The following is a 26,276-nucleotide window of genomic DNA, read 5'->3' on the forward strand; positions in this document are numbered from 1 at the left end:
GACGACAACCTTCCTGGGCTAGTTACATGATTACAAATGCTAGCGCGAGGGAGGATGCCGGGCTTGTCACCAGAGCTCGTCGAGCAACGCATCGACCCGGTCAGCCGCGGTGCCGGCGAGCACGGGGACGTCCCGCTCGGCGTCCCGGGGACCGACGCGGGCCATGGTGTCGCGCACCGGACCCTGGAGGAACCGCGACACCTGCCCGAAGCTGTGCCGGTCGCCGGAGCCGAATCGCTGGTGGTAGTACCGCAGCGGGACGTACACGTCGAGCTCGTGCCGGGGGCGCGTGAGCGCCACGTAGAGCAGACGCCGTTCTTCCTCCACCTCGTCGGGATCACCGGTGCTCATGTCCGACGGGATCATCCCGTCGGCGGCGTGCAGGAGGTGCACGGTGTCCCACTCCAGCCCCTTGGCGGAGTGGATGGTGGACAGGATCAGGTAGTCCTCGTCGAGCAGCGGCGGACCGGCGAGGTCGCCGGTCGATGCCGGAGGGTCGAGCACGAGGTCGTCGAGGAAGCGCGTTCGGCTGGTCGACTGCTCGGCCAGGACCTCCAGCTGCTGCAGGTCGGCCATTCGCGGGATCGGGTCCTCGAACGTCTGGGCGCACACCGGGCCGTACCACTCGCGCAGCCGCTGGACCTGCCCGGCGACCTCGTCGATCGCGGCGGTGTCGCCAAGCGCAACGGCGAGCCCGACCACGGCCCGCTCTGCCGCGGCGGGCAGGTGCACGGCAGCCTCGACCACACGGTCGCCGAGCTGGGCGACGGCGACCCCGCCCTCCCCCACCCCGATGGCCTCCATGAGCACTCGCGCCCGTCCCGGGCCGATGCCCTCGAGACGCTGGAGGATCCGGAACCACGCCAGCTCGTCGTCGGGGTTGTCCAGCAGCCGGAGCAGCGCGACGAGGTCCTTGACGTGGGCGGCCTCCAGGAACTTGAGCCCGCCGTACTTGACGTAGGGGATGTTGCGTCGCGACAGCTCGAGCTCGAGCAGGTCCGCATGGTGGGAGGTCCGGAACAGGACCGCTTGCTGCACGAGCGGGGTGCCCTGCTCGCGCCGGTCGAGGACGGCATCGCAGACACGGGCGCTCTGGTCGTCCTCGTCGTGGCAGGTGTGGAGGCGGGGCTGCGGTCCGTCGAGGCGATCGCTGAACAGCGACTTGCGGAACTCGGGGTTGTCCTTGGTCTGCGCCATCTCGGCCACCAGCGCGTTGGCGGTGTCGAGGATCGGCTGGGTCGAGCGGTAGGACTGCTCGAGTCGGACGATCCTGGTGCCCGGGAAGGTCTGTGGGAAGTCGAGGATGTTGCGGACCGACGCGGCACGGAAGCCGTACACCGCCTGTGCGTCGTCACCGACGACCGTGACGTTGTCGTTGGTGCGCCGCAGGGCCGCGACGATCTCGGCCTGCAGGGCGTTGGTGTCCTGGTACTCGTCGACAAGGACGTGGTCGAAGCTGCCGCCCAGCTCGTCACCGATGCCCTCGGCCTCGGCGAGGACCTTCCAGAACAGCAGCAGGTCGTCGTAGTCCAGCAGGTTTCGAGCACGCTTGCGCTGGCCGTACCCGGTGAACACTCGCCCGATGGCCTCGGTGTGTTCTGCACACCAGGGGTACTGGGACTCCAGCGTCGCCTTCAGCGGGACCCTGCTGTTGACGACCCGCCCGTAGATGCTGGCGAGGGTGGCCTTGCGGGGGAACCTGGAGGTGCCCTTGGCCACCTCGAGGTCGTCGCGGACGAGGTCGATGAGGTCCGCAGCGTCAGCGGCGTCGAGCAGGCCGAAGTCGGTGGCGAGGCCGATGCGGTCGGCGTAGCGCCGGAGCAGGCGGTTCGCGATCGCGTGGAACGTCCCGCCCATCACCTTGCCCGTGGAGGCCGGCGCACCAGTCGCGGCAACCATCCGTCGGGCGCGCGACAACATCTCGCCGGCGGCCCTGCGGGTGAAGGTCAGCAGCAGGATGCGTTGTGGGTCGACCCCATCGGCGACCAGCCGAGCGACCCGGGCTGCCAGGGTTGTGGTCTTCCCGGTGCCGGCCCCGGCAAGGATGAGCAGGGGGCCGTCGCCGAAGGCCACGGCGTCGTGCTGGGCGCTGTTGAGGTGGGCGAAGGCATCATGCACGTCGGAGTCGAACATCTGTTCACCATAGCCCGACGGTGTGACACTCCCCGCGAGGCCCACACGTCGCAGCCGGTCCCCTGTCGGGGCATCGCCGTCTGGCCACCACCGGTCATCGTCCCAGCGGGCAGCCCGACAGCCCCGCCGGCGGCGGGGTGCGGGTCAGATCGGCAATCGCCCATCACCGGGATCGTCCTGGTCAGGGTCGCTCCGGTTGGGGTCAGCCCGGTTCGGATCAGCCCGGTCTGCATCGGCCCGGCCAGGACCAGCCCGGTCTGGACCGGACCCGTCGGGATCAGCCCGGCTGGCATCAGCCCGGTCGAGACCAGGGCAGTCGAGACCAGGGCGGCCGAGACCAGGGCGGCCGAGGCCAGCCCGGTTGGGACCAAGCCCGTCGGGACCGGGTCTGTCGGGAGTGTCCTGTCCCAGGCTGCGTCTGGGGTTGTCGTGGGGGAACCGGGCTCGGCGTGTGACCGTGCGGCCGTCTGCGGTCCGTTGCACCGTCACGGTGCCGGTGGGCAGGTCGAAGGCGAGCTGCCAGCCGTCGTGGTGCACGGCGTTGTGGTGATGCCGGCACAGCGACACGCCGTTGTCCTGGTCGGTGGGGCCGTCGTGACGCCACCAGATGACGTGATGCAGATCCGTCCAGCCGATCGGCCGGCCACAGGGTGTCCGGTCGGCGATGGGAAACGCACAGCCACCGAACAGCTGCTCCGCCGCGGTGTGCTGCGCGGTCGTCCACGCCCTGGTGGTGCGACCGATGTCCAAGGGCATCCCCGTCGCGTCGACGATCGCGCGGGTCAACCGGGCATCACACGCCAACCGCCGGACCGTCTCCGGCGAGATCACCGTCCCGAACCCACCGACACCCGCCACCTCCGCCTCCCCCGTCAGGGTCGCCAGCGGGACGGTGACGGTCACGTGGGGCTTGGTCCCACGGGAGGTCGGCAGCTCCCCCGCCTTGAGTCCAGCAGCCAGCAGATCGAGGAAGGCGTCGTAGCGCCGCTGCACAGCCGTTCGCCGTTCGTCTTCGGGGGTGCCTGGTGGGTCGAAGGTGTGGGCGGCTTCGATGCCGGACTGGACCAGCTCGTAGTCGGCATCGGTCAGCACCACCCGCATCACCCGCTGCCCGGTGATCCCATCGGGTCGGAAGGTGACGGAGCGGCGGGCCCGCTGCGCCGCCACCGCCCGCTCCAGCGCCGCCGCGTCGGCGGCGCGCATCCGGTTGGCGTCGGTCCGTACTTGATCCGGTGACGCCCCCTGCACTGCCGAGTCGAGCAGGGCGTCCTGCCGGGCCTTGCGGGCTGCCTCGTTGGCTGCGGCCTGCTGTTCGTCCCGTTCGGCCCGCTCCCGGGCGAGCTGTTCCTCCCGGGCAGCGGCCTCACGGGCCAGCCGCATCCGCTCCGCCATCGACGCCGCCTCTGCCTGAGCCTGCTCGTCCGCACGGCGGCGTTCCTCCCGTTCGGCGTCCTGCCGTGCCGCCTCCACCCGAGCAGCCGCGTCCTGATCGGCCGCCTGCTTCTCCGCCGCCGCCACCAGCCCCGCCGCATGATCCCGCGAGATCACCCCGGCCTGCAGCTGGTCGAGCACCGTCTCCTCATCGACCAGCCCGATCGCCAACCGGACCTCCCGCGCGGCTGTGCTGCCGGTCAGGCCCCACCGATCCGCGATCCACGCCGACAAGGACGCCGCCCCGTCCACTGACGGCAGCCCCGTCTGATCGGCGGTCACGACCGCCCGCAACCTGGCCGCAGCAAGCGCCGCATCGATCCCCGCCAGCCCATCCACCACCAGCCGCACCGACTCCACATCGACCGGCCCGCCAGCAGCCCCAATCCCTTCCCCGGCCTCGCCCGCAGACGCCCGGGCCAACCACCCGTTGAGCCGGCCGAGCACCCCCAACGCCTCACCCACCAACACCGCCGGATCACCAGCAACCCCCGGACCCACCGCCGACCCATCAGCCGATACGGCAGCCGCCAGACCGGATGCGGACTCCGGTCCACCACCATCGGCAGCCGCTTTGCCGGGTGCGGACTCCAACGCCTGGCCGGCACCATCGGCAGCCGCCGGTACGGCAGCGGCCACACCGGATGCGCACTCGGACGCCGGGCCGCCACCCTCAGCCGTCGACCCACCGCCAGCCGTCGAGCCACCCTCAGCCGTCGACCCACCGCCAGCCGTCGAGCCACCCTCAGCCGTCGAGCCACCGCCAGCCGTCGACCAACCGCCAGCCGTCGACCCACCGTCAGCTGCCGACCCGCGGTCGGCCGCTTCGTCATCATCCTCTGACGGTGGCTGGGCGAGGTAGGCGGCGACGTCCTCCTCCGCCAGCCACACCTCCCCGATGCGACCACCCCACCAGCTGACCCCCGACGGCTCGCCCGGCCCGTCCCAAGGCGCACAACTGCCCCTCGGTCCCGCGGACCCGCCATGGTCCGTGGACACCGACGACGGCACAACGCGCGACGAGTCAGCTTGGGGCTCGGCGAGGTAGACAGCGACCTCGTCCTCCGACAACCACACCTCCGCCAGCCGGCCACCCCAGCTGTCCGGAACCGCGTCCACCCCCCGGTCCACCACCGCACTCATCGTCGCGCTCACCTCCTCCCGGAATCCAGTTCTCGATGTACCGATCAAGGTACGCCGCGGGTATGACATCCGGCTTCCTGGCCCCACCCCGGAGCCCTGCTCGACCGTGGAATCACCGTACGCCCGCGGTGTGACATCAGCCCCGATACGGACAACGTGACGGTTGTTGGCCCGTCACGGCGGCCTCGTCGTCAAGCAGTCATCCGGCCATGGACGCGTCGCACGACCGCACCCTGGTCCACGGCACACTCGATCGGGTGCCCCTCCCCTCGTCGCTGCAACCTCGACCCCACGCCCGGAACGTCGTGGCCGCGGTGCTCGTCGCCCTCCTCCTCGCCACCGCCGCAGGCTGCACCGACCAGGCGCCCGATCCGGACGCGGTCGCGGTCGCACCTCCGGACCCCAACGCCACCGCACTTCCCGCCTCCACTCCTCCCCAGCCCGCCGCGTCGACGTCGACCCCCGAGGACGAACCGCAGGCCCCGCCCTCCACACCCGCAGCCAGCACCCCAGAACCCGACAACGACCCACAGCCGACCACCCTCGGCACCTTCCCCGTCGAGACGATCCCGGAGGCGAGCGGCATCGCGGCCAGCGGCATCGATCCCGACCGGCTGTGGCTGCTCGACGACGGCCCCGGCACGACCTCCGTGTGGGCGACCTCAACCGACGGCACCATCCTGGGCGAGGTCACCATGGCCGGCGTGGACGGGGTCGACACCGAAGCCCTGGCCGTCGCCCCCTGCTCCACCACCGACCCCCAGCCCTGCATCTGGGTCGGCGACATCGGCGACAACCTGCCGGCCCACGACGCGATCCGGGTCCACCGCTTCCCCGAACCGACGACGGTCGACGGTCCGGCCACCGTGGACGTCACGACCGCCGCCTTCACCTACCCCGAGGGCCCGGTCAACGCCGAGGCGATGGTGATCGGCCCGGACGCACGGCCCTGGATCCTCACCCGCGAGGAGGACATCACCCGGCTGTTCGCCCCCGCCGCCTTCGCCGACGGTCCCCTCGAGCAAGTCGCCACGATGGACATCCCCGTCCCCCGACTCCCCCTCCTCGCGATGTTCGCCGGGCTCCTCGTCACCGACGCCGCCCGCCACCCCGACGACGGCCGCCTGCTGCTCCGCACCTACGACAGCGCGGTCGTCCTGACCCCGCCCTCGCCCGACGCCGACCCAGCCACCATCGCGGACTGGACCGTCGAGGAGGTCCCGACCGCCTCCGAACCACAGGGCGAGGCGATCACCTGGCTAGCCGCCAGCAGCGACCGCCCGGCCGGCTACGCGACGGTCAGCGAGGGCACTGGCACCATCAGCTTCGTCCCTCGCTGACCCGGGACTCGTGGCATCCAGATCCTGCCGTTGACGGGGTCGCCGGTTGAGGCAGGGGCCGATCGTTGCTCGATGCGGCAGCGTGCCGGGAAACCTGTCAGGTTGGGCTAAACCGTCACAGGGACTCGATGGGTTGGGAGGGTGATGCAGCACATCCCCGACGACCCCGAGGCATTCTGCCGCCAGCACTGGCGGCCCCTGGCGCAGTCCCTCGCCGTCTACACCGATGACGTGGCGCTCGGTCAGGACCTGGCGCAGGAGGCGCTCGCCAGGGTGCTGGTGCGCTGGTCTCGCGTTCGGACCATGCGCTCGCCGGGTGGGTACGCCTACCGGATCGGGGTCAACCTGGCCCGTGACGTCCTGCGCGAGCGGCAGCGAACGCGACCTGGCGGCGGGGCGACCGGACATGCAGAGGCCCAGGACCCCACCACCCGCATGTCCATCGACCGGGCCCTTGCGGCGCTGCCGCCCCGTCAGCGGTTGGCGATGTCGCTGCGCCATCTGGCCGACCTGAGCGTCGCCCAGACCGCCCACGCCATGGGTTGCAGACCTGGGACGGTCAAGGCGCTGTGCCATCAGGCTGCCGCGAACCTTCGCACCAGCCCACAGCTGGACTGGCACCCCGCAAGCCCCGTCCGCCCCCGCGACACACACGAGGTGCCCATCGATGAATGATGTCCGTACAGCGATCCGTGAATCAGCGCCCGGGGTTGACGAGTTGGACATGGACGAGGTCCGACGGCGCGCCGCCCGAATGCGTGTGGCGCAACAACAGCGTGCCCGGCGGGTCGTCGTGGGTGTCGCCGCCAGCATGTGCGTCGTCGTCCTGGGGCTGTCGATCGGCAGCGTCGTCAGTCCACCTTCGCCCGACGTATCAGTCGGCGCGACCCCGACCGCCGGTCCGGTGGCGATCGCCCCGCCGGCCGACAGCCTGCGAGGGACGACACTGGACGGCGGCGAACTCGCGATCGCCGACTTTCCGGGTGAGCCGCTGATCCTCTATGCGTTCGCTGACTGGTGCGGACCCTGCCAGGACGACCTTGCGCTCCTGGCGGCCACCGACCTCGAGGTGCGGACCATCGGGCTGGCCGTCGACGCCGACGAGGATGGATCCCGGATCGCCCTGGCCGATGCCGGGCTGGCCCTGCCGACCATGTTGCTCGACTGGGACCAGCTGGCGATGTCGGTGACGCCCGTCGAGGCGTTGCCAGTCTGGTTCGCCCTCAACGCCGACCACGAGGTGGTCGACACCATCGCGGGGGCCATCGGCGGCGAGCTGCGGCTGCGCACCCTCGCTGAGACGGCCCTCACCCGGACCGAGCCCAGCAACGTGGTGACAATGGCTCCCGAGGCGCCGCCCGCAACCTCGAGCCCGGTCGGCTGCCCGGTGGGCCCTGTCGAGGAACGCACCTACGTCGTCCAGCCCGGGGACTCCCTCTCCGGCATCGCCCGGACGGTCTACGGGGACCCGCTACTGTTCGGCATCATCGCGGACGCCAACGGCATCACCGACACGAGTCCGCTGCAGGTGGGGCAGACACTGGTCATTCCCCCATGCGAGGCATCCCAGGACCCGGGAGTTGCCACCGGAGCTGCGCTGGATGCAATGCTCGCCAGGCTTCGTGCAACGCTCGACCCCGAGGTCGCGCAGGCGCTCGTGGCGGGCCTCCCCGACACCTACTCGGAGCTGCCGACGGCTGACCCGTCCGCGGTGGCCTTCGGGACCGCCGACCTGACCCTCCTGGTCCACCAGCTCGACCTCCTGCCGGGCATGACGGCCGAACAGGTCATCGCCGACGCGCTCGCCGCAGGGTCAGGCACGGTCGATCTCGATGGGGTCCCCGCAGCCTTCACCAACCCAGCCGCGACCGGTCAGCTGCTGGTGCCGCTGCCAGGAAACCGGGTCATTGTGCTCAGCCCCGAGGAAAGCCGGGCCATCGACTACGAGATCAACGTGCTGCAGCAGTGGATGGTGGTGGTACGCCTTCAGCTGGGTTGAACGCGAGCACTTCGGCCCGTGGGTGCGGCAACCCCAAGGACCCCGGTCTGCCGAATGGCACAGGACGCCTAGTCCGGAGCGGGCACCGGCCACTCGCCCGGCGTGGGGTTCGTGTCGATCACACCGGTCGCCACGACGGACGGCATGTCCTCCCCGATCTCCGCATGGAACCCACGCTCGATGGTCACGCTGGACACGTACACGACGTCACCGGCCGCATCCCGCACGGTCACGGTGTACGGCTCGGTGTCACCCACCTCGAAGTCGTCGAGCTGCTTCTCGTTCAGCAGGAACGGACGGCTCGAGGGCGGCACCCGCAGGTCGAACGCGCCGTCCTGGCCGATGCGAACCGTGCGGCGCAGCTCCTCGTCGACCAGGGTCGGCCGCAGCAGGTCGCCGGTCGGGTCCTCCACCTCCGGCAGTCCACCGACGGAGATGACCGGCGTCCCCGACAGCTGCAGGTTCGTCGGCGTCTGGAACGCCTTGTACACCTCGACGGTCCCACCTGCCGGGCCCTCGCCGCTGATGCGGGCATGCACCGTCTCGTCGATCGCCGCCAACGAGTGGCGGACGAACGCCCCACGGTTCTGCTCGTACATCGCCGGGATCGTGCCCGAGTAGGTCCCGTGGAACTCGGTGCCGTGCTCGAAGGTGTAGATGATCGTCCGGGTCGCGGCGTGGCCCCAGTCGCGGCTCGTGCCCGACGTCGGGTACAGGTTGAACGCCTGGATCGGGTCGTACCCGTTGCCCTCGAACCGTGTGCCCTCGTGGTCGAAGCCGTCGCGCATCTCCCGCGCGATCCGCGACATGACCGGCCAGTCGGGGCTGCGGATCTCCCGCGGCTCGCGACCCCACGGGATCAACATCTGCTGGCCCGAGGTGTGGTGGGTGATGTGGGTGATCGGCAGGTTGCTGCGGACGAGGTCCCGGACGTTGTGGGTCTCGGGCTCGCTGAAGGGCTGGGTGCCGCGGTAGGTCTGGCTCTCCGGGATCGATGACGACCCGGACTCGTCGCCCCAGTGGAAGGGGTAGTTGCGGTTGAGGTCGATGCCGTAGGCGTCGGGCTGCGACGCCCCCACGGGTGAGCCACCGACGATCGGACCGGTGACCTCCAGCGGTCCCTCGTTGCTGAGCGCACGGACGTTCTTGCGCCACATGTCCCCCTTGCCGGTCACGGCGAGGGGGAAGCCGAGGAAGATGTCGTTGTCGCTGGTCTGTCCGGTGATCGCCGCAGCTTCGACGGTGCGGTCGAACCCGTCGGGGTTGACCAGCGGAAGGATGATCGTGCGGGCGTTGTCGACGATCGAGGCGATGACCGGGTCGCTGTCGTAGTTCTCCAGCAGCTCGTGTGCCCACATCATCGGCATCTCGCCGGCCGGCCACTCACGGCAGTGGTGCATGCCGTCGTGCATGACGACGGGTCGGCCGTCGTCGTTGGCGACGTCGGTCGCGATCTCCACGCCGTACACGGTCTTCCCCAGCAGCGACGTCGTGGGCATCTCCAGCAGCCGCACGCGTCCGGTGCCCTCGTGGGCGGCGACGAGCGCCTTGAGGTCGGCCTCGTAGACCGCCGAGCCCAGGCGGTACTCACCGTTGGTCTCGCCCGGCTGCGGCCCCAGCCCGGCAGGCCTGGCGACACCGGCGTCAGCAGCAGTCGGGACCAGCTCGTAGTCCATGCCGACCGCGTCGAGCCGAGCGGCGTCGCCGTCCCACAGCAGCACCTCGACGGTGCCGTCGTCGAACGTCGTGTGGGTGTCGTCCAGCTGCGCCATCAGCAGCCGCTGGGCTGCGGTGGTGGGCCGCACGTGCGCAACGACGGGGCCGGCGGAACCAACGACACCGGCGCCGGAGGAAGTCGACGCGGCCGCAGGGGCGGCCACGAGCAGGGAGCGGCCGGCGGTCAGCGCGGCGGCACCGGCGCCGGAGTAACGAAGCAGGTCACGACGGGACAGGAAGGTCATGCGACAGGGTTCGACGACACGGCGCCCGTTTCCTGCCCCGGGATCGCTCGGATCTCGTGGAGCAACCCCGCGCTCAGCGCAGCAGCGCAGCCACCCGTCGGCCGGCGTCGGTGTCGGGCACGAAGGCGGGGATGCGGTCCAGCGGCGCGGCCACGGTCACGACGCGACCACCGACGAACGACGTGCCGTCCCAGGCGTCCAGCCACTCCCCCTCCGGCAGGTGGACCGACCACTCCTCCACCCCGGCCTCGGTGACCGGTGCCACGAGGAGGTGGTCGCCCAGCATGTACTGGTACGGATGGGCCCAGACCTCTTGGTCCGTGGGCCACATCAGCGCGAGGGGGCGCATCAACGGCAGTCCCCGCTGTATCCCGGCGTGGTACTGCTCGTCGAGGTAGTCGACCAGCCGTTCACGGATCTCGGTGAACCGCCGGTACGCGGTCAGCACCGTCGGATCGTCGTGCCGTTCGGCGATGTTCCACGGTGTGCGGTCGCGTGAGGGCGAGCGGTGGTGGTTGTACTCCGAGTGGTACTGCATGATCGGGCACAGCATTGCCATGGCCGCTGAGCGCAGGTACAGCTCCGGGTCGGGGATCTCGCCGGAGAAGCCACCGTGGTCGAAGCCCCAGGCGAACACGCCCGACACTCCGGCGGACAACCCGGCGGTGATCGAGGCGCGGTAGGCCTGCCAGGTGGAGTCCTCGTCGCCCGCCCAGTGGCAGGGGAACGCCCCGGCGCCGGTGAACCCGGCTCGCGAGAACGTCACCCCCTCGGTGCCCGTCTCGGCCAGCAGCCGGTGGTAGGCCTCCGCGTACAGGTTGGCGAAGCGGTTGTTGGTCTCGGCCCCGCGGGTGCCGTCGGCGTAGCGCAGCTCGTCGCCCCAGGCGTGCTCGCCACCGTCGGTCTTGAAGCCGTCGATGCCGACCTCCTCCAGCAGGTAGCGCCGTCGCGACAGCCACCAGTCGGTGGCCTCGGGAGAAGTGAAGTCGGGCAGCAACGCGCCGGGGAACCACCAGCCGCGGTTGTGGTACGGCGAGCCGTCGGCCTCCTGCACGGCCCAGCCGTTGTCGACCAGCACGTCCCGGTCGTGGGCCAGCTGCTCGGCGCCGAGGCGGTCGGCTGGAACGTCGACCGGCAGGACGGGGATCTGCCACAGCAGCACCTTCGTGCCCTGCTCGTGCAGGCGCCGGACCATCCCGACCGGGTCAGGCCAGGCGCCGTCGGCGGGGAACTCGAAGTCGTCCAGCCCGAACGCCTTGCCGTCGGCACGGGGGGTGTAGCGCGCGTCCCGGAACGCGGTGAAGGTCGCCTCGTCGGCCCACGCCTCGATGACGATGACGCCCATCGAGACGCCCTCGTCGTGGCTGCGCTGCACCTCCGCCTCGACCCGCGCCTGGGTGTTCCACTCGTTGCCCGACGCCCACGGCCGGAACACCCAGCTGGGCACGGCGGCCGGCCGGGCGGTGTCGTCGAGGAAGGCACTGATCACCTCGCCGGGGTCGCCGAGGTACAACGACAGGTCGACCGCGGGGTCCTCGGGGTCCAGCTCGACCTCGATGACCAGCAGGTCGGCCTGGCCGGCGCCGACGTCGAACCAGCACCGTCGAGTCGTGTCGACGTGGAACCCCCAGCTGACCGCCCCGCCGACGACCAGTCCGAAGGGCACCGGCAGGTAGGTCCGTTCCCCCTGGTCCTTGTACTGCTCGAAGACGACGGTGTCGATGCTGCGGCCGCGGTGGTCGAGCGCGTGGAACCGCTCCCCGAGGCCCATGACGTGTTCGTCCTCGCCCAGCTGCAGCGCGAACCTGGCCCTGACCGCCCGCCCCTCGGCCACGAGGACCTCGGTGGCGAAGTCGTCGACGAGGTGTTCGGCACCGTCGGGACCCTGGATGCGCATCACGTCGTCGGTCGGCAACCAGACGCCCACCTCGAGGGTGAACCACTCGGTCGCCAGGTCACCGGCGACCCACCGGTAGGACACCGGCTGGCCGGGGCCGTACGGCCCGAGCTCGACCGCGACCGGGTGCATGCCCTCGACCTGCTCCCCCGCTGCCGCAGCCGCGGCGAGGTGGCTGTCGTCGTCCTCCTCGCCGTCACCGGCCACCACGAGCGGCGGCGCAGGGAACGACTCGACGTGGTCGTCGAGGTCGACCTCGAGGGTGACGTCGCCCAGCCCGTCGGCGACGAGCGCACGGACCTCGATGACGTCTCCGGCGATCGGGACGACGGGCACGCGCTGGTCCAGCGACGGCCGGTAGGCGTGCCCGCGGCCGCCCGGCGTGTGCCGGATGGACCGGTCAGGGGGTGAAGCGGTCATCGGGAGGGGGTCTCCATCAGGTCGGCCACGACGCTGAGCAGCATCGCATGGGACCACAGCAGCGGGCTGGCGCTGGGTCCCCAATTGGCTTCCCAGCGCGCAAGGTGGTCGGGGTGCAGCATCCCGTCGGCCACCTGCTCGGGCAGGTTGCCGTCGGCGTCGGCGGTACCGGCGATCCACGTCAGCAGCTCCTCGACCCGCTCGTCGTTGCCGGCCCGGACGTGGTACCAGGCCAGGAACGCAGCGAGCAGGATCCACTGGCCGCCGCCGTAGTAGACGTCGTCGAGGTACCGATGGACCCCGGCGGGGGCCAGCTCCTCCTCGATCCGCTCGATCGTCCGGAGGGCGATCGGATGGTCCACGTCGAGGAACCCGAGCGGCACGATGCAGGCGACGAGGCTGGCGTCCACCGCGGTGCTGCCGAGCCACTTGACCAGCAACCCGTCGACGACCCCGTCGGCTTCGACACGTTCACGGATGTCCGCCGCGGCTGCAGCCGCCCGCTCGCGAACGTCGGGTGGGACGTCCTCCCACGAGGCCATCGCGTCCAGACCGGCCCAGATGCAGACCATCGTCGAGACATGGCGGTGCTCGAGGTGCTCCTCCCACCAGTCGTAGGAGGGCTCGTCGGCGAACGTCGCGAGGTACTCGACCAGGCTGTCGATCACGGAGACGGGCACCTCCAGCGGACGGCCGGTCCGCCGGTGGTGCTCGCGCAGCGCCCACAGCCACGTGCCGTAGCCGTCGAGCTGGAAGTTCTCCCAGAACCCGTCGGCTTCCCGGCCCTCCACGGTGTACCTGGTCCGGAGGTGGTCCTCCGGGGCCGGTAGGTCCCCGCGTCGCGCCCGGGCCACCAGGTCGGCGATCCGGTCACGACGGTCGGTGACGATCCCGGCGCACCAGCGGTGGAACGCCTCGGCCTCGAGGTGGCGACCGTGACGGCTCATCGCATCCGCGATGAAGGCGCCGTCACGGAACCACGAGTAGTCGTAGGTCGCGAAGGTCGGCGAGGCCACGAACGCCCCGCTCGGCGCCTGCCCGTCGGCGATGACCCGGAGGCTCGTCTCGATCAGGCCCTTGTCGATAAGGCCCGTCTCGACCAGATGTCGCAGCGCAGGCGTCGTGGTCCGCACCGTCCTCGTCACGATCCCAGCAGCCCTCGGATGTCGGCGGCGGCCTGGTCGACGGCGGCCTGCGCGTCGATCTGTCCCAGGCGTGCCTGCTCCAGCGCACCGTCGACGGCGTCCTGCAGCTGCGCCTGCTGGGCGATCACGGGCGGCACGACGACGGCGTCGAGGGACTCGAAGACCGCGGCACGGTTGGCCGGTGGGGCGATCTCCAGCCACGGCTCGAACAGCGACTCGTCCGACACCGCGGGCAGCTCCCAGTCGGCGTCGAGGCGCGTCTGCACGGCCGTCTCCGACGACGCGATGTACTGCAGCCACGCGGCCGCCTCATCGGGGTGTTCGGTGGCGGTGGAGGCCACGACGGCGTTGGCGAAGAAGTGCGAGGCGTCGGTGGTGTTGCCCGGCTCGACGACGACGTCCCAGGTGAAGTCGGCGTCGGCCATCGCGGCGAACTGCCAGATGCCGTTGTGCCACATGGCCAGCTGCCCGGACTTGAACATCGCGGCGTCGTCCTGGCCGCCCATGTCGGCCTCGGTCGGCATGATCGTGCCGACCTTGGACAGCAGCCACTCCGCGGCCTCGACGCCCTCGGGGCTGTCGAAGGCCACGTCGCTGCCGTCGGCGGTGAAGAACTCCCCACCGTTCTGGGCGAGGACCTTGAAGTACTCGAAGAACGAGACGGGCTGGAAGGTGCCCCAGACGCCGGCGTCGGCGTCGGTCAGCTGCTCGGCAGCGGCACGCTCGTCCTCCCAGGTCCAGTCCGCGGTCGGGTAGTCCATGCCGGCCGCGTCGAACAGGTCGGCGTTGTAGAAGAGCACGACGTTGGAGAAGGTCGCGGGCAGCCCGTACTGGGTGCCGTCGTGGGCGAACACCTCGTAGGCACGGGGATAGAACACCGACGGGTCGACGGCGTCACCGACGGTGGCGTCGAGGTCCAACAACGTGCCGGCCTCGGCGTAGGTGACGAAGTTCTCGTAGTTCAGCTCGAAGGTGTCGGGAGCACTGCCACCGGCGACACGCGTCTGCAGCTGGGTGAAGTAGTCGTCGAAGGCGGCCGTCTGCACCTCGATGGTGACGCCCGGGTTCTCCTCCTCGAAACCCGCGATGATCCGGTCGAGGTCCTCCAGGTGGTCCGGCGCAGCGGAGAAGGTGAAGTAGGTCAGCTCGACGGCGTCACCGGACGCCTCCCCGTCGGAGTCGGCCTCCTCGTCTACAGCCTCGCCGTCAGCCGCCGAGTCGGTGTCCGCCGAGTCGGTGTCCGCCGAGTCGGTATCAGCAGAATCGGTGGCGTCGCTGTCGCTGCTGCTGCAGGCGGCGAGGGCCACCATGGCCAGCAGGAGGAAGAGGGTCAGCAGGCGCTGCCCGAGTCGGTGGGTGGTCGAGGTGACCATGTCGGCTCCTTGTCGTTGTTGGGGGGTTGCGGATGGCCTGGCCTGCGGGGTCACGCGCGTCAGCCCTTGAGGCCGGACAACGCGACGCCCTGGATGACGTATCGCTGGGTGAACAGGTAGAGCGCGACGATCGGGAGGACCGAGATCGTCGAACCGGCCATCACGAGGTTCCACTCGGTGGCGAAGCGGCCGTGCAGCTGCGACAAGCCGAGCGGCAGGGTCATCAGCTGCTCGGAGTTGATGACCACCAGCGGCCACAGGAAGCTGTTCCACGCAGCCATGAACGCGAAGACCACGAGGGTGGCGATGGCCGGCTTGGACATCGGCAGCACGATGCGCGTGAAGACCTGCCAGTGCCCCGCCCCGTCGATGCGCGCGGCCTCCTCGATCTCGGGGGGCAGCCCGAGGAAGAACTGCCGGAGGAGGAAGACGCCGAACGGTGACGCGATCAGGGGCAGCAGCAGCGCGACGTAGGTGTCCTGCAGGCCGAGCCGCGAGACCTCGATGAACAGCGGCACGATCAGCACCTGCAGCGGAATCATCAGGGTGGCCAGGTAGACGCCGAACAGCAGGTGCTTGCCGCGGAACTCGAAGCGGGCGAACGCGTAGGCGGCCATGGCGCTGGTGATCACCTGCAGCGTCGTGGACACCACCGCGACGCCGATCGAGTTGGCCATCCAGCGCCACAGCGGGAAGGTGTCGGCGACCCGCCGGTAGGCGGTCGTGTCGATCGGGTCGGGAATCAGCCGAGGCGTCCCGAACAGCTGGGACTCGTTGGTCAGCGAGGTCGCGACCATCCAGGCGAAGGGGAACAACATGATCAGCGCCCCGGCCAGGATCAGCGCGGTGCGCAGGATCGATGACAGCTGCCGACGTCGACGAACCCGATCGTGCCGGCTGTCGCGACGCACCGGCGTTGTTGTCGGCCGGTCGGCGACCGCCGTGTCGACGTCGGTCCGGTCGACCACGAGGGAGGGCTCAGCCATAGTGGACCCACCTGTCCTGGGCGCGGAACTGCAGCGCGGTGACGCCGATGATGATGGCGAACAGCACCCAGCTCATCGCCGCCGCGTAGCCCATCTGGCTGTAGCGGAAGGCGTGGGTGTAGACGCGCTCGACCAGCACCGTGGTCGATCCGGCAGGTCCACCGCCGGTCATGACGAACACCTGGTCGAAGACCTGGAAGCCGTTGATGAGGCTGATGGTCAGGACGAAGAACGTCGAGGGCGACAGCAGCGGGAGGGTGATGTAACGGAAGCGGGCCCACCAGCCGGCACCGTCGACCAGGGCCGCCTCGTAGTAGTCGCCCGGGATCGCCTGGAGGCCGGCGAGGAAGATGACCATCACGAAGCCGAGGTCCTTCCACGCCGTGGCGATGACGACGGCGGGCATCGCCCACGAGGGGTCGGTCCACCAGCCGGGCCCCTGGATCCCCACGAACCCGAGGACGGTGTTGACCAGCCCGGTGGAGGGGTTCAGCAGCCACTTCCACATCAGCGCGACGACCACCCACGAGGTGACGACCGGGAGGAAGTACATCGACCGCAGCAGCCCGATCGCCCGGACGCCGGTATTGAGGGCCAGCGCGATGCCCAGCCCGCCCGTCACCACGAGCGGCAGGTACAGGGCGAGGAACCAGAACGTGTGTCGTACGGCGGCCCAGAACTGCGCGTCGCCGAGCAGGTCGCGGTAGTTGTCGATGCCCAGCCACTCGGGCGAGGTCAGCAGGTCCCAGTCGAGGAAGCTGATGCCCAGCGAGGCGGCCATCGGGCCCAGGGTGAACAGCGCGAGGGGCAGCAACGAGGGCAGCAGGAACCCGGCGATCATCAACGCCTTCTTCGGTCCCTGGTCGCCGACGATCACGCCGTCACCGCCTCGTGGTCGGCGCCGCCCTGCCCGAGCCCGTCGCTGTCGGTGGCGAACAGGTCCCCTGCAGGGCTGGACGCCGACGGTCCGGCGGTGTCGGGCGATGCGCCGAGCACCCAGCCGAGCACGAGCGCCGCGGCGCCCTGCGCCCAGGCGTCGTCGGCCCACGGCTCGACGATGACGGTCGTGTCGGTGTGGACGTCGAGGATGCCGGCCTCGAACGCCGGGACGAAGCCCTCGGCCAGGAGGGGCCAGGCGACCACACCCTCCCCGGCGACGACGATCGCATCGGGGGCCAGCAGGTTCACGAGGTTGGCGACCGCACGCCCCAGATGCGCGCCAGCGGTCGCGAAGACCTCCGCGGCCTCCTCGGAGTCCTTGGCGAGGAGTCGCAGGTCGTCGATGCCGTCGTCTGGTCCGATGATCCCCCGGTCGCGGGCCTGGGCGACCATGGCCGGCTCGGCGGCGATCGCCTCCAGGCACCCGCGTCGGCCGCAGTCGCAGGGCGGCCCGTCGATGATGACCAGGGTGTGGCCGAGCTCGCCTGCGCCGCCCCTGCCCCGACGGACGGCCCCGTCGAGGTGGACGCCGAGGCCGATGCCTCGACCGATCGTGACGGTCAGGAAGTTCTCGACGTCGCGGGCGGCGCCGTGGAGGTGCTGCCAGGTGGCCAGGGTGTTGACGTCGTTGTCCACCACGACCGGCACCCCGAGGACGTCACTGGCGATGCTGCCCAGCGGCAGGTCACGCCAGCCGAACATGGGGGTGGTGACGGCGCCGGCGTCGCCGTTTGCGACCGTGCCGGGCACCCCGAGGCCCACACCGACCAGCGGAACATCGCCCACGGTGTCGAGGAGCAGCCGAGCCAGGCGTCCCGCAGCGTCGTCGTCGCGAGGATCGAACGGCAGGACCCAGCGGCCGGTGATCGACCCGCGGAGGTCGGTGGTGACGGCGGTGACGTGGTCGTCGCTGACCTTGGCACCCAGCACCGTTGCGGCATCCGGAGCGATGCTGAGCATCTCCAGCGGGCGGCCACGGCGTCCGCTGGCGGGCCGCTTGCCGCTCATGGTGACCAGGCCGGACTCGATCAGCTCCCGGGTGATCGTGGTGACGGTGGCGCTCGACACACCCAGGGCGTCGGCGATCCGGGTGCGCGGGATCGGTCCGTCCAGCGCGATGACGCGCAGCACGTCGGCACGGCGGCCAGCGTTGCCCAGCACTCGACCCTCTTTCTTTCGGCTACTTAACTTAGTTGCCGAACTTAAAGAGGAGGACGGTCGGTGTCAAGCCGAAAACGTCCGACGGCCGTGCTCCTCGAGGAGCACGGCCGCCCGGCGGCTGTCAAGCGGGACCGCACCGCGGTCACATCCCGTAGGCCTCCAGGAACCGCAGCCAGATCTCCGACATCGTGGGGTAGGCCGGGACGGCGTGCCACAGCCGGTCCAGCGGGACCTCCCCGACGATCGCGATCGTCGCGGCGTGCAACATCTCACCGACGTGCGGGCCGACGAACGTGGCGCCCACGATGACCCGCCGGTCGGCGTCGATGACCAGCTGGCTGGTGCCGCTGATGCCCTGCCCCGTGGTCGCCGCACCCGCGGTGTGGCCCATGTCGTAGCGCACGGTGTCGACGTTGTCGTAGCGCTCACGAGCCTCGGCTTCGGTCATCCCCACCGCCGCGATCTGCGGATCGGTGAAGACCACCCGCGGGACGGCGGTGTGGTCGGCCCACGCGCCGCGCCCCACGTCCTTGCCGCCGATGTGGTCGCCGGCGATGCGTGCTTGGTACTTGCCCTGGTGGGTCAGCAGGGCGCGGCCGTTGGCGTCGCCGACGACGTACAGCCACCCACCGTCCACGCCGGTCGCACGCAGGTTGTCGTCCACCTCGACATACCGACCGGGCTCCAGGCCGACGGTGTCCAGGCCCAGGTCGTCGGTCAACGGCCGCCTGCCGACGGCGACAAGGATCTCGTCACCGGTCACGGTCCGGCCGTCCTCCAGGGTCGCGGTGACGGGGGCGTCGTCGGCGGCCCGTTCGGCCTTCACCATCCGGGCGCCGGTGATGACCGTGATCCCCATCTCCTCCAGCGCGTCCTGGAGCTCCGCGCCCGCGAAGTCCTCCTCCCGGGGGATCAGGCGGTCGGCCATCTCCACGATGGTGACCTCCTCACTGCCCAACCAGCGCATGGCCTGGGCCATCTCCACCCCGATGACCCCGCCACCCAGCACGATCAAGCGGGCGGGGACCTCCTTGGCCTGGGTCACGTCGCGGTTGGTCCAGCTCCGGATCTCGCGCAGCCCGTCGATGGGGGGCACCGCCGCGCCGGTGCCCACGCCGATGATCACACCCTTCTCCGCGACCAGCGTGCGGACGCTGCCGTCCTCGGCGGTGACCTCGACGGTCCGCTCCCCCGCCAGCCGGCCGTGACCGCGGACCAGGTCCATGCCGGCGGAGTCCACCCATTCGACCTGGCCCGAGTCGTCGAGGCCCGCGCTGAGGGAGTCCCGTCGGGCCAGCGCCTCGTCGACGTCGATCTCGCCCGTGATGGCAGCCCGCGCACCGGGAACCCGCCGGAGCGCCGCAAGCGCCTCGCCCGGGCGCAGCAGGGCCTTGGACGGCATGCAGCCCCAGTAGGAGCACTCGCCGCCCACCAGCTCCTTCTCGACGATGGCGACGCGCAGTCCGGCCTTCACCGCCCGGTCCCCTGCGTTCTCTCCGGCCGGCCCTGCGCCGATGACGACGACGTCGTAGGTCTCGTTCACTGGGTGCTCCTCACCATCGCGGGTTGACTGCAGAACCAACCGCCCAGCCCCTCGGGATGTTCCGTCGGACGAACCCCGAATGCACACGAAAACGAGTAAGGCCCCGGCGCGGTCCGCAGGGACCGACTTGCCGGAGCCTTATCGGTTACTTCCCAGGTCGTCGACTTCTCGTATCGACCGCGTTGTCCATGGCCGTGGGCGGAGCCCTGAGCGACTCCTGTTCGGTACGATGCTCGAGGGGATCAACCTCGTTCTCGACTGGCTCGAACCTACCACGACCACCGATCGTTGGGAACCCCCAACCCGTACAATGACGCCCTTGATGAATGCTGTTCACCAGCCGGTCGTCCTGAAGCCCCTGTTGGCGACCCTCCTGGTCCTCGCCGTGCTGCTCGGGCCGGCGTGTTCCTCGGCGCCACCCGACGACCTGCTGACCGTCGCCCAGCGGGACTGGCTGGCCACCGACGGACCGATCCGTGTGGCGGCCGTCAGCACGATCGCCCCCGCTGCGGTCGTGGTCGATGGCGTCGCGAGCGGCGGGTGGGCGGTGGCGCTGACGGAGCTGATGGCCCTGAAGGTCGGCGCAACCGTGGAGATGGTGGTCTTCGCCGACGTCGACGACGCCGTGCAGGCGTTGGAGGACGGGGATGTCGACGCCATCGCGGGCCTCGGCGCACGTCCTGACCTCGTCACCTTCGCCGAGCCCATCGAGACGCTGGCGTACTCCCCCATCGCCTTCGCCGTGGGTCCCGAGGCCACCGACATCGTCTCCGCTGCCGACCTCGAGGGTCGGACCGTGACGACGATCCCCGGGTCGGTGATCGAGGAACAGCTGCTGGCCGACCACCCCGAACTCCGCTACGTCCCCTCCTCCTCCATCCCGGACGCGGTCGACGCCGTCCACGACGGCACGGTCGACCTGTGGGCGGGGCCGCTCGCGCTGACCACCCACGTGCTGCGGCAGCAGCAGCGCGACACGTTCCGGGTCGTCGGCGAGCCGATCAGCATCGCGGAGGTCACGACCTGGGGCCGGTCGAACTCGCTGCCCCTGGAGATCCTCGCCGCCGGCCGCACGCTGCTCTCCCGCACCGAGATGTCGGTCATCCACGTCCAGTGGACGGGGTTCGACCTCACTGATCCCGACCAGCGGGAGCTGCCGCCGTGGCTGGTCCCGCTTCTCTGGGCGGGCCTGGCGCTGCTGCTCGCCTTCGCGGGTGGCGTGGCCCTGCTGCGCCATCAGGTCCGGGCCCGAACCGCCCAGCTCGCCGCGTTGAACGACGAGCTGGAGGGGACGGTCGCCCACCGAACCCAGGCGTTGCGGGACCAGTCCGTCGAGCTGTCGGAGGCCAACGCCAACCTGCTGCGGTCCAACGATGCGCTGGCCAGGTTCGCCCGGCGCGTGGCCCACGACATCCGTGGCCCGCTGGCCGCCATCAAGGGGTTCGCGCAGATGGCCGCACGGGAGGACATCAGCCCGTCCGTGCGACGGACCAGCCTGCAGACCATCCAGTCCAGCGCGACCACGCTCGCGGACCTCGTGGCGGAGATGCTGGCCGACGCCCGAGCAGTCGTGCCCAACGCGGAGGCGCCGATCCCGCTCGACGAGCTGCGAACCTGGTTGATCGACTTCACCGCCCTCCAGGCAGGTCGAGTCGGCGGCACCGTCACGCTCGACAGCGACCACGACCTCGTCGATGCGCCCGTGGCGACGCTCAAGCAGCTGCTGGTCAACCTCGTCGGCAACGCCCTGAAGCACGGCGGACGGCACGGCATCAGGGTGGCGGTGGCGATGAAGCGGACCGAGAGCACGTCCCCCTGGTGGACCGTCACGGTCGATGACGACGGCCAGGGAATCCCCGAGGACCAGCGGGAGCTCGTGTTCGTGTCGGGCTACCGCACCCCCACCGCCTCGGAGATGGGCTCCGGGCTGGGGCTCGCGGCCTGTCGGGAGGCCGTCCGGGGGCACGGCGGGACGATCGTGGCGGCCCGGTCCCCGGCGGGCGGAACGCGGATCAGGTTCACCCTGCCCGTGACCGAGGCACCCGACGAGGCGCGACCCGAGGACGTCGCCGAGCTGGACCTCGGCTGAGCCGGGTCAGCCGGTCAGCAACGCCTGCCCGAGGGAGCGCTCGGCTTCCCGCGCACCGCCCAACCAGGCGTCGTCGGCCATCGCACGGCGGAGGAAGAGGTGGGGGTCGGCCTCCCAGGTGATGCCGATGCCACCGTGCACCTGCATGCCCCGCTCGGCGGCGTATATCGCGGCGTTGCCTGCCTTCGCGGTGGCCGCGTCGACCGCCGCGGCGGCGTCCCCCGCGCCCTCCTCCGTTGCCCAGCAGGCGTAGAGGGCCAACGACCAGGCCAGCTCGACATGGGTCCACGCCTCGGCCAGCTGGTGGCTGACGCCCTGGAAGACGCCGATGACCTTGCCGAACTGCTCGCGCTGGGTGGCGTGGCCGATGGCACGTTCGATCGCGCCCAGCCCCGTGCCGCACAGACCGGCGGCGACGAGCGCCCGGGCCCGGGACACGCCAGCGCGACCACCCGTTGCCGCGGTCACGGACGGGGCGCCGAGGGTCAGCTCGCCGATCGAGCGGGTGCGGTCCATCGGCGCGTGGAGCGTCACGTCGAGGACCGGCGCGACCGCCAGCTCGTCCCCGGTGACGGTGACCGCGTGGGTGGCGGTGGCGGCGTCGCGCACCAGCCCGCCGGTCGACAGGACCCAGCGCGCGCCGGGCGACAACCCCTCCCCCACGTCCACGCCGGCGGCCACGGCCGCCTGCAGGGCCAGCTGGTGGCTGACCCACGGGGTCGGGCAGACGGTCCGGCCGAGCTCTCGGGCCACGATCGCGAGGTCGATCAGCGAGCCGCCCGCGCCCCCGTCCTGCTCGTCGATGCCGAGGCCGTTGAACCCGTCGAACAGGTCCTCGGTCGGCCGCGCGGGCACGTCCCCGCCGTCGAGGGTCGTCCGGGCGTCCACCAGGCCGCTGGCGGCCAGGGCCTGGGCCGCTTCGGCCAGGGCTTGCTGTTCCTCGGTGAGCACTGCGTCCATCGGTGTGTTCCTTCGTCGCTGGCGGTCGCTACCGGGACCGGGGCAGGCCGAGCACGCGCTCGGCGATGATCGAGCGCTGGACCTCGTCGGTCCCACCCTCCACGGAGTTGCCCTTCGCGCGGAGGAAGTCCGAGACCCACGCCGCGTCGTCGACCGCGTCGGTCGTGACCCCGGCGTCGCCTCCCAGGCTGACGGCCAGCCGGGTCATCGCCTGCATCGTCTGTGCCCATGCCAGCTTGACCGCCGAGCCGTCGCCCCCCGGGGCGTTGCCGTGGGACAGTGCCGACATCTGCCGCATCGTGGTCAGCGACAGCGACCGGACGTCGGCGGCCAGGCGGCCGATCTCGCGCTGCACGTCGGCGTCGTCGGCCAGGCCCGCGTCGCGCACGCGGACGATCAGGCGCTCCAGCGCCGCCTCGGCCTCGGCCGATGTGGCGAAGGCCAGCGACCCCCGCTCGAAGGAGAGGGTGGTCAGTGCCACCCGCCAGCCGTCCCCGAGCTCGCCGAGCACCCGGTCCTCGGGGACGTGGACGTCGTCGAGGAACATCTCGTTGAAGTCGGCGTCCCCGTTGATCATCACCAGCGGTCGGACGTCGATGTCGTCGGTGTCGGCCAGGAAGTACGTGATGCCCTTGTGCTTGCTGCCGGTTTCCTCGGTGGTGGAGGTGCGGGCCAGCAGCATGCACCGGTTCGCGGCGTGGGCGAAGGACGTCCAGACCTTCTGACCGTTGACGACCCAACCGCCGTCGACGCGCTCGGCCCGGCTGCGCAGGCCGGCAAGGTCGCTGCCGGCGCCGGGCTCGGAGAAGCCCTGGCACCAGATGTCGTCGCCGTTGAGGATCCGTGGCAGGTAGCGGTCGCGCTGCGCCTGGGTGCCGTGCACGAGGATCGTCGGACCGGCCAGCAGGATCCCGAGCATGTTGATGCCCACGGGCGCGTGCCGGCGGGCTGACTCGGCGTTGAAGATCCCCTCGTAGGCGATCGGCAGCTCCTTGCCTCCGTAGGCCTTGGGCCAGGTGATCCCCAGCCAGCCGCCCTCCGCGAGCTGCTCCTGCCACCAGCGCGAGTTGACCGTCTTCTCGGCGTGGTCAGCCGGGTGCTGATGGGGCACCCGGGTCAGGGTGTCGGCGATCCACCCGGCCGCCTCCTTGCGGAACGCCGCTTCCTCCGCGGTGTCGCGGAAATCCATCTGTGCCTCCGGGTGTTGCCGTACCAGAACTGACTCGAGTCACCCTAGCCCAGCGACCCCGGGACACACGAACGCCCGGGACCTCTTGGCGGTCCCGGGCGAACGATGGCGGGTGTCGCGCGAGGCGACACCGATCTTGTTCGGCTAGCGGACGTCGGCGCCTGCGCCAGCCATGTCCCGACGGAGGTTCTCCAGCGCGCGGCCCTCGATCTTGCGGACCGATTCGCGGGAGATGTCGAGCTCCTTGCCGAGCGCGTCGAGCGTCAGCGGGTCACGGCCGTCGAGGCCGAACCGGCGGGTCAGCACGTACGCGCTGCGGTCGTCGAGGTGGCCGACGGCCGAGCGCAGCTCGCCGCGGACCTCGTCCTCGGCGATCTCGGTGGTGAACGAGTCCGGCTCGACGGCGACGAAGTCACCGAGCTCGCTGGAGTCGCTGTCGTCGCCGACCTGACGGTCGAGGGAGGCAACCGAGCGCATGTGCTCGAGGGCGTCCTCGACCTTCTCGGGGGTCAGGCGGGTGGCCTCGGCGAGCTCCTCGATCGAGGGCTCCTCGCCGTTCTCTGCCTCCAGCCGCGAGCGTGCGGCGCGGATCTTGACGACCGCGTCGTGCATGGCGACGGGGAGACGGATGGTCCGCTCGTTGGCGGCGATACCACGCTGGATCGCCTGGCGGATCCACCACGTCGCGTAGGTGGAGAACTTGAAGCCCTTGCGCCAGTCAAACTTCTCGACGGCGCGGATCAGGCCGAGGTTGCCCTCCTGGATGAGCTCGTCCAGCCCCAGCTTGGTGCGGTTGGAGAACTTGGCCGCGATGTTGACGACCAGTCGGAGGTTTGCGGATACGAAGTGGTTGAAGGCGTTCTGACCCTCGCGCACCTGGCGGTTCAGCTGCCGCAGGTCCGCGTTCTCGAACTCGCCCGACTCGAGGATGGCAGCGGCCTCGTTGCCGGCTTCGATAGCCTTGGCAAGGCGCACCTCGTCAGCGGCGGTGAGCAGGTCCACCGTGCCGAGCTCGTTGAAGTAGAGGTCCAGAAGGTCCTCCGGAACAGTCTTCATCAAGGGTCTATCAGACTCCCTCGTGGTGTGAGGCGGGTAGGATTGAGGTTGCGGGTACACGCGTACAACGCGTTCGTTGGCCCGATGCTTCCCCGTGTGCGTGATTCCCACACACATTTCCGACTCGGGTTCAGTAGGGCGGAACACTGGCGGGGCCGAGCGGATTCCGGGGGAGCCTGCTAGTTTGCAGCACAATCCTCAAAAACGCAACACGGCGGGCGCCCGCGCGTGTTGGGTACTGTGCGGGTGTGTCAGCAACGCTCCCACCCGCCCGAGGCCGTCTCGTCGTGGCGACCCCGGATCTGGAGGACCCCAACTTCGACGGAACCGTGGTGCTGCTGCTGGAGCACGGCCCCGGCGGCGCGCTCGGCGTGGTGCTCAACCGTCCCAGCCCCCTGCCCGTCGGCGAGGCGATGACCGCGGGACCAGCCGGACCGGGTACCTCCTGGTCGGACCTGGCCACCACACCCGACGTGGTGTTCGTCGGCGGGCCGGTCCAGCCCAACGCCGTCATCGCGCTGGCCAGGGTGCCGGAGGTCAGCGACAACGAGCGGTGGGAACCGGTCTTCGGTGACGTCGGGGTGATCAACCTCGGCGACGGCCCGCTGCCCGACGTCGGACGGCTGGACGCGCTTCGCGTGTTCGCCGGCTACGCGGGATGGGGCGAGCAGCAGCTGGAGGAGGAGGTCGCCTCCGGCGCCTGGTTCGTGGTCGATGCGCACGCTGACGACGGGTTCTCCACCGATCCCGAGCTGCTGTGGCGGACCGTGCTTCGCCGGCAGGGTGGACTGTTCGTGACCGTCACCGACAACCCGGCCCTGAACTGAACTCATCGTTCTGTTGCAAGGCCAACTGAACTCGGCGCAACGGAATACGTGCGTTTTGTTCGCGTCGTGTCTATGGTGCGAATTGTGACCGAGCGCAAGAGCGCGGACGAACGAACCGCCGACCTACTGACCGCCGCCGAAGCAATCCTGGCCCGTAACCGTCGGGTGACGGTGTCGGAGATTGCGCGCGAAGCGGGAATCGCGAGTGGAACCTTCTACTTGTACTTCCCGTCCAAGGCCCATCTCGAGGCGACGCTCATCGAGCGCTACGTCCTCGGCGCCGTGGACCGGGCCGAACAGGCGATGGCCGACGGCCCGTCCTGGATCGGGCGCTTCGAGGCCGTGGTCGAGGCCATGGTCGCCCACGCCCTCGACCACCGACCGGTCCTGGAGCTGCAGGTCCTGCACACGCCGACCGCAGGTACTCGGGAGACCATCGCGGCGGGGACCGACCGCATGGTGTCGTTGCTGACGCAGATCCTCACCGGTGGGACCGAGACCGGCGAGTTCGAGGTCGACGACCCCTTCATGACGGCGGCACTCGTCTACCACGGGGTCGATGGGGTGCTCCGCAGCTCGGTGACCTTCGAGCGCGAGCTCGATCCCGACCGCCTGGTCGCCGCGCTCCACCACAACGTCCGCCAGATGCTGGTCCACGAGATCCGCCTGGACTGATCGGTCAGC

General features: G+C 70.5%; 19 protein-coding genes. 6 read left to right on the plus strand and 13 right to left on the minus strand.

Annotated elements, in window-relative coordinates; translation table 11 throughout:
- Nucleotides 1-66: 66 nt before the first annotated feature.
- Entirely contained in the window at nt 67-2,133 is a 2,067-nt protein-coding gene (locus tag DVS28_RS15950) for an ATP-dependent helicase (RefSeq protein ID WP_114592341.1), read from the minus strand.
- A 144-nt stretch (nt 2,134-2,277) separates the two neighbouring features.
- Complete coding sequence (locus DVS28_RS15955) at nt 2,278-4,707, minus strand: HNH endonuclease (RefSeq protein WP_164710624.1); 2,430 nt, start codon at nt 4,705-4,707, stop codon at nt 2,278-2,280.
- Nucleotides 4,708-4,916: 209 nt separating this feature from the next.
- Between DVS28_RS15955 and DVS28_RS15960 the strand changes: the two genes are divergently transcribed.
- From DVS28_RS15960 to DVS28_RS15970, 3 genes are all read left to right on the plus strand, one after another.
- Nucleotides 4,917-6,047: a hypothetical protein gene (locus tag DVS28_RS15960; protein ID WP_114592343.1), complete on the plus strand. Its 1,131-nt coding sequence runs from the start codon at nt 4,917-4,919 to the stop codon at nt 6,045-6,047.
- Between the two features lie 144 nt (nt 6,048-6,191).
- Complete coding sequence (locus DVS28_RS15965; protein ID WP_114592344.1) at nt 6,192-6,722, plus strand: sigma-70 family RNA polymerase sigma factor; 531 nt, start codon at nt 6,192-6,194, stop codon at nt 6,720-6,722.
- Between the two features lie 49 nt (nt 6,723-6,771).
- Nucleotides 6,772-8,046, plus strand: a complete 1,275-nt coding sequence (locus DVS28_RS15970; protein WP_164710625.1) for a LysM peptidoglycan-binding domain-containing protein — start codon at nt 6,772-6,774, stop codon at nt 8,044-8,046.
- 68 nt (nt 8,047-8,114) lie between these two features.
- Here DVS28_RS15970 and DVS28_RS15975 read toward each other — a convergent pair whose 3' ends face one another.
- The 8 genes from DVS28_RS15975 to DVS28_RS16010 form a co-directional block, all read right to left on the minus strand.
- On the minus strand, nt 8,115-10,007 hold the full coding sequence (locus DVS28_RS15975; RefSeq protein ID WP_114592346.1) for a M14 family metallopeptidase: 1,893 nt from the start codon (nt 10,005-10,007) through the stop codon (nt 8,115-8,117).
- Between the two features lie 73 nt (nt 10,008-10,080).
- Nucleotides 10,081-12,324, minus strand: a complete 2,244-nt coding sequence (locus DVS28_RS15980) for a glycoside hydrolase family 31 protein (RefSeq protein ID WP_114592347.1) — start codon at nt 12,322-12,324, stop codon at nt 10,081-10,083.
- On the minus strand, nt 12,321-13,469 hold the full coding sequence (locus DVS28_RS15985) for a glycoside hydrolase family 15 protein (protein ID WP_216826079.1): 1,149 nt from the start codon (nt 13,467-13,469) through the stop codon (nt 12,321-12,323). The genes DVS28_RS15980 and DVS28_RS15985 overlap by 4 nt, the downstream gene beginning before the upstream one ends.
- Nucleotides 13,466-14,842: an ABC transporter substrate-binding protein gene (locus DVS28_RS15990; RefSeq protein WP_216826080.1), complete on the minus strand. Its 1,377-nt coding sequence runs from the start codon at nt 14,840-14,842 to the stop codon at nt 13,466-13,468. The genes DVS28_RS15985 and DVS28_RS15990 overlap by 4 nt, the downstream gene beginning before the upstream one ends.
- Nucleotides 14,843-14,901: 59 nt before the next feature.
- Nucleotides 14,902-15,828, minus strand: a complete 927-nt coding sequence (locus tag DVS28_RS15995; RefSeq protein WP_114592349.1) for a carbohydrate ABC transporter permease — start codon at nt 15,826-15,828, stop codon at nt 14,902-14,904.
- On the minus strand, nt 15,821-16,702 hold the full coding sequence (locus DVS28_RS16000) for a carbohydrate ABC transporter permease (RefSeq protein ID WP_423784691.1): 882 nt from the start codon (nt 16,700-16,702) through the stop codon (nt 15,821-15,823). The genes DVS28_RS15995 and DVS28_RS16000 overlap by 8 nt, the downstream gene beginning before the upstream one ends.
- Nucleotides 16,702-17,928 carry an ROK family transcriptional regulator gene (locus DVS28_RS16005; RefSeq protein ID WP_114592350.1) on the minus strand — a complete coding sequence of 409 codons (1,227 nt, stop codon included), beginning with the start codon at nt 17,926-17,928 and terminating at the stop codon, nt 16,702-16,704. The genes DVS28_RS16000 and DVS28_RS16005 overlap by 1 nt, the downstream gene beginning before the upstream one ends.
- A 142-nt stretch (nt 17,929-18,070) precedes the next feature.
- Nucleotides 18,071-19,471 carry a dihydrolipoyl dehydrogenase family protein gene (locus tag DVS28_RS16010; RefSeq protein ID WP_114592351.1) on the minus strand — a complete coding sequence of 467 codons (1,401 nt, stop codon included), beginning with the start codon at nt 19,469-19,471 and terminating at the stop codon, nt 18,071-18,073.
- A gap of 322 nt (nt 19,472-19,793) precedes the next feature.
- On the opposite strand from DVS28_RS16010, the gene DVS28_RS16015 reads away from it, so the two are divergent.
- Complete coding sequence (locus tag DVS28_RS16015; RefSeq protein ID WP_164710627.1) at nt 19,794-21,560, plus strand: sensor histidine kinase; 1,767 nt, start codon at nt 19,794-19,796, stop codon at nt 21,558-21,560.
- Between the two features lie 6 nt (nt 21,561-21,566).
- Here DVS28_RS16015 and DVS28_RS16020 read toward each other — a convergent pair whose 3' ends face one another.
- The 3 genes from DVS28_RS16020 to DVS28_RS16030 form a co-directional block, all read right to left on the minus strand.
- Nucleotides 21,567-22,520: an acyl-CoA dehydrogenase family protein gene (locus DVS28_RS16020; protein WP_114592353.1), complete on the minus strand. Its 954-nt coding sequence runs from the start codon at nt 22,518-22,520 to the stop codon at nt 21,567-21,569.
- A gap of 28 nt (nt 22,521-22,548) precedes the next feature.
- On the minus strand, nt 22,549-23,709 hold the full coding sequence (locus DVS28_RS16025; protein WP_114592354.1) for an acyl-CoA dehydrogenase family protein: 1,161 nt from the start codon (nt 23,707-23,709) through the stop codon (nt 22,549-22,551).
- A gap of 144 nt (nt 23,710-23,853) precedes the next feature.
- Nucleotides 23,854-24,765 carry a sigma-70 family RNA polymerase sigma factor gene (locus DVS28_RS16030; protein WP_164711037.1) on the minus strand — a complete coding sequence of 304 codons (912 nt, stop codon included), beginning with the start codon at nt 24,763-24,765 and terminating at the stop codon, nt 23,854-23,856.
- Between the two features lie 287 nt (nt 24,766-25,052).
- On the opposite strand from DVS28_RS16030, the gene DVS28_RS16035 reads away from it, so the two are divergent.
- Together DVS28_RS16035 and DVS28_RS16040 are read left to right on the plus strand one after the other, a co-directional pair.
- Nucleotides 25,053-25,592, plus strand: coding sequence for a YqgE/AlgH family protein (locus DVS28_RS16035; protein ID WP_216826082.1), 540 nt, complete (start codon nt 25,053-25,055; stop codon nt 25,590-25,592).
- Nucleotides 25,593-25,676: 84 nt separating this feature from the next.
- Nucleotides 25,677-26,267 (plus strand): TetR/AcrR family transcriptional regulator, encoded by a 591-nt coding sequence (locus DVS28_RS16040; RefSeq protein ID WP_164710628.1) that lies wholly within the window; start codon nt 25,677-25,679, stop codon nt 26,265-26,267.
- Nucleotides 26,268-26,276 lie beyond the last annotated feature (9 nt).

The organism is Euzebya pacifica (genome assembly GCF_003344865.1).
GTDB lineage: Bacteria > Actinomycetota > Nitriliruptoria > Euzebyales > Euzebyaceae > Euzebya > Euzebya pacifica.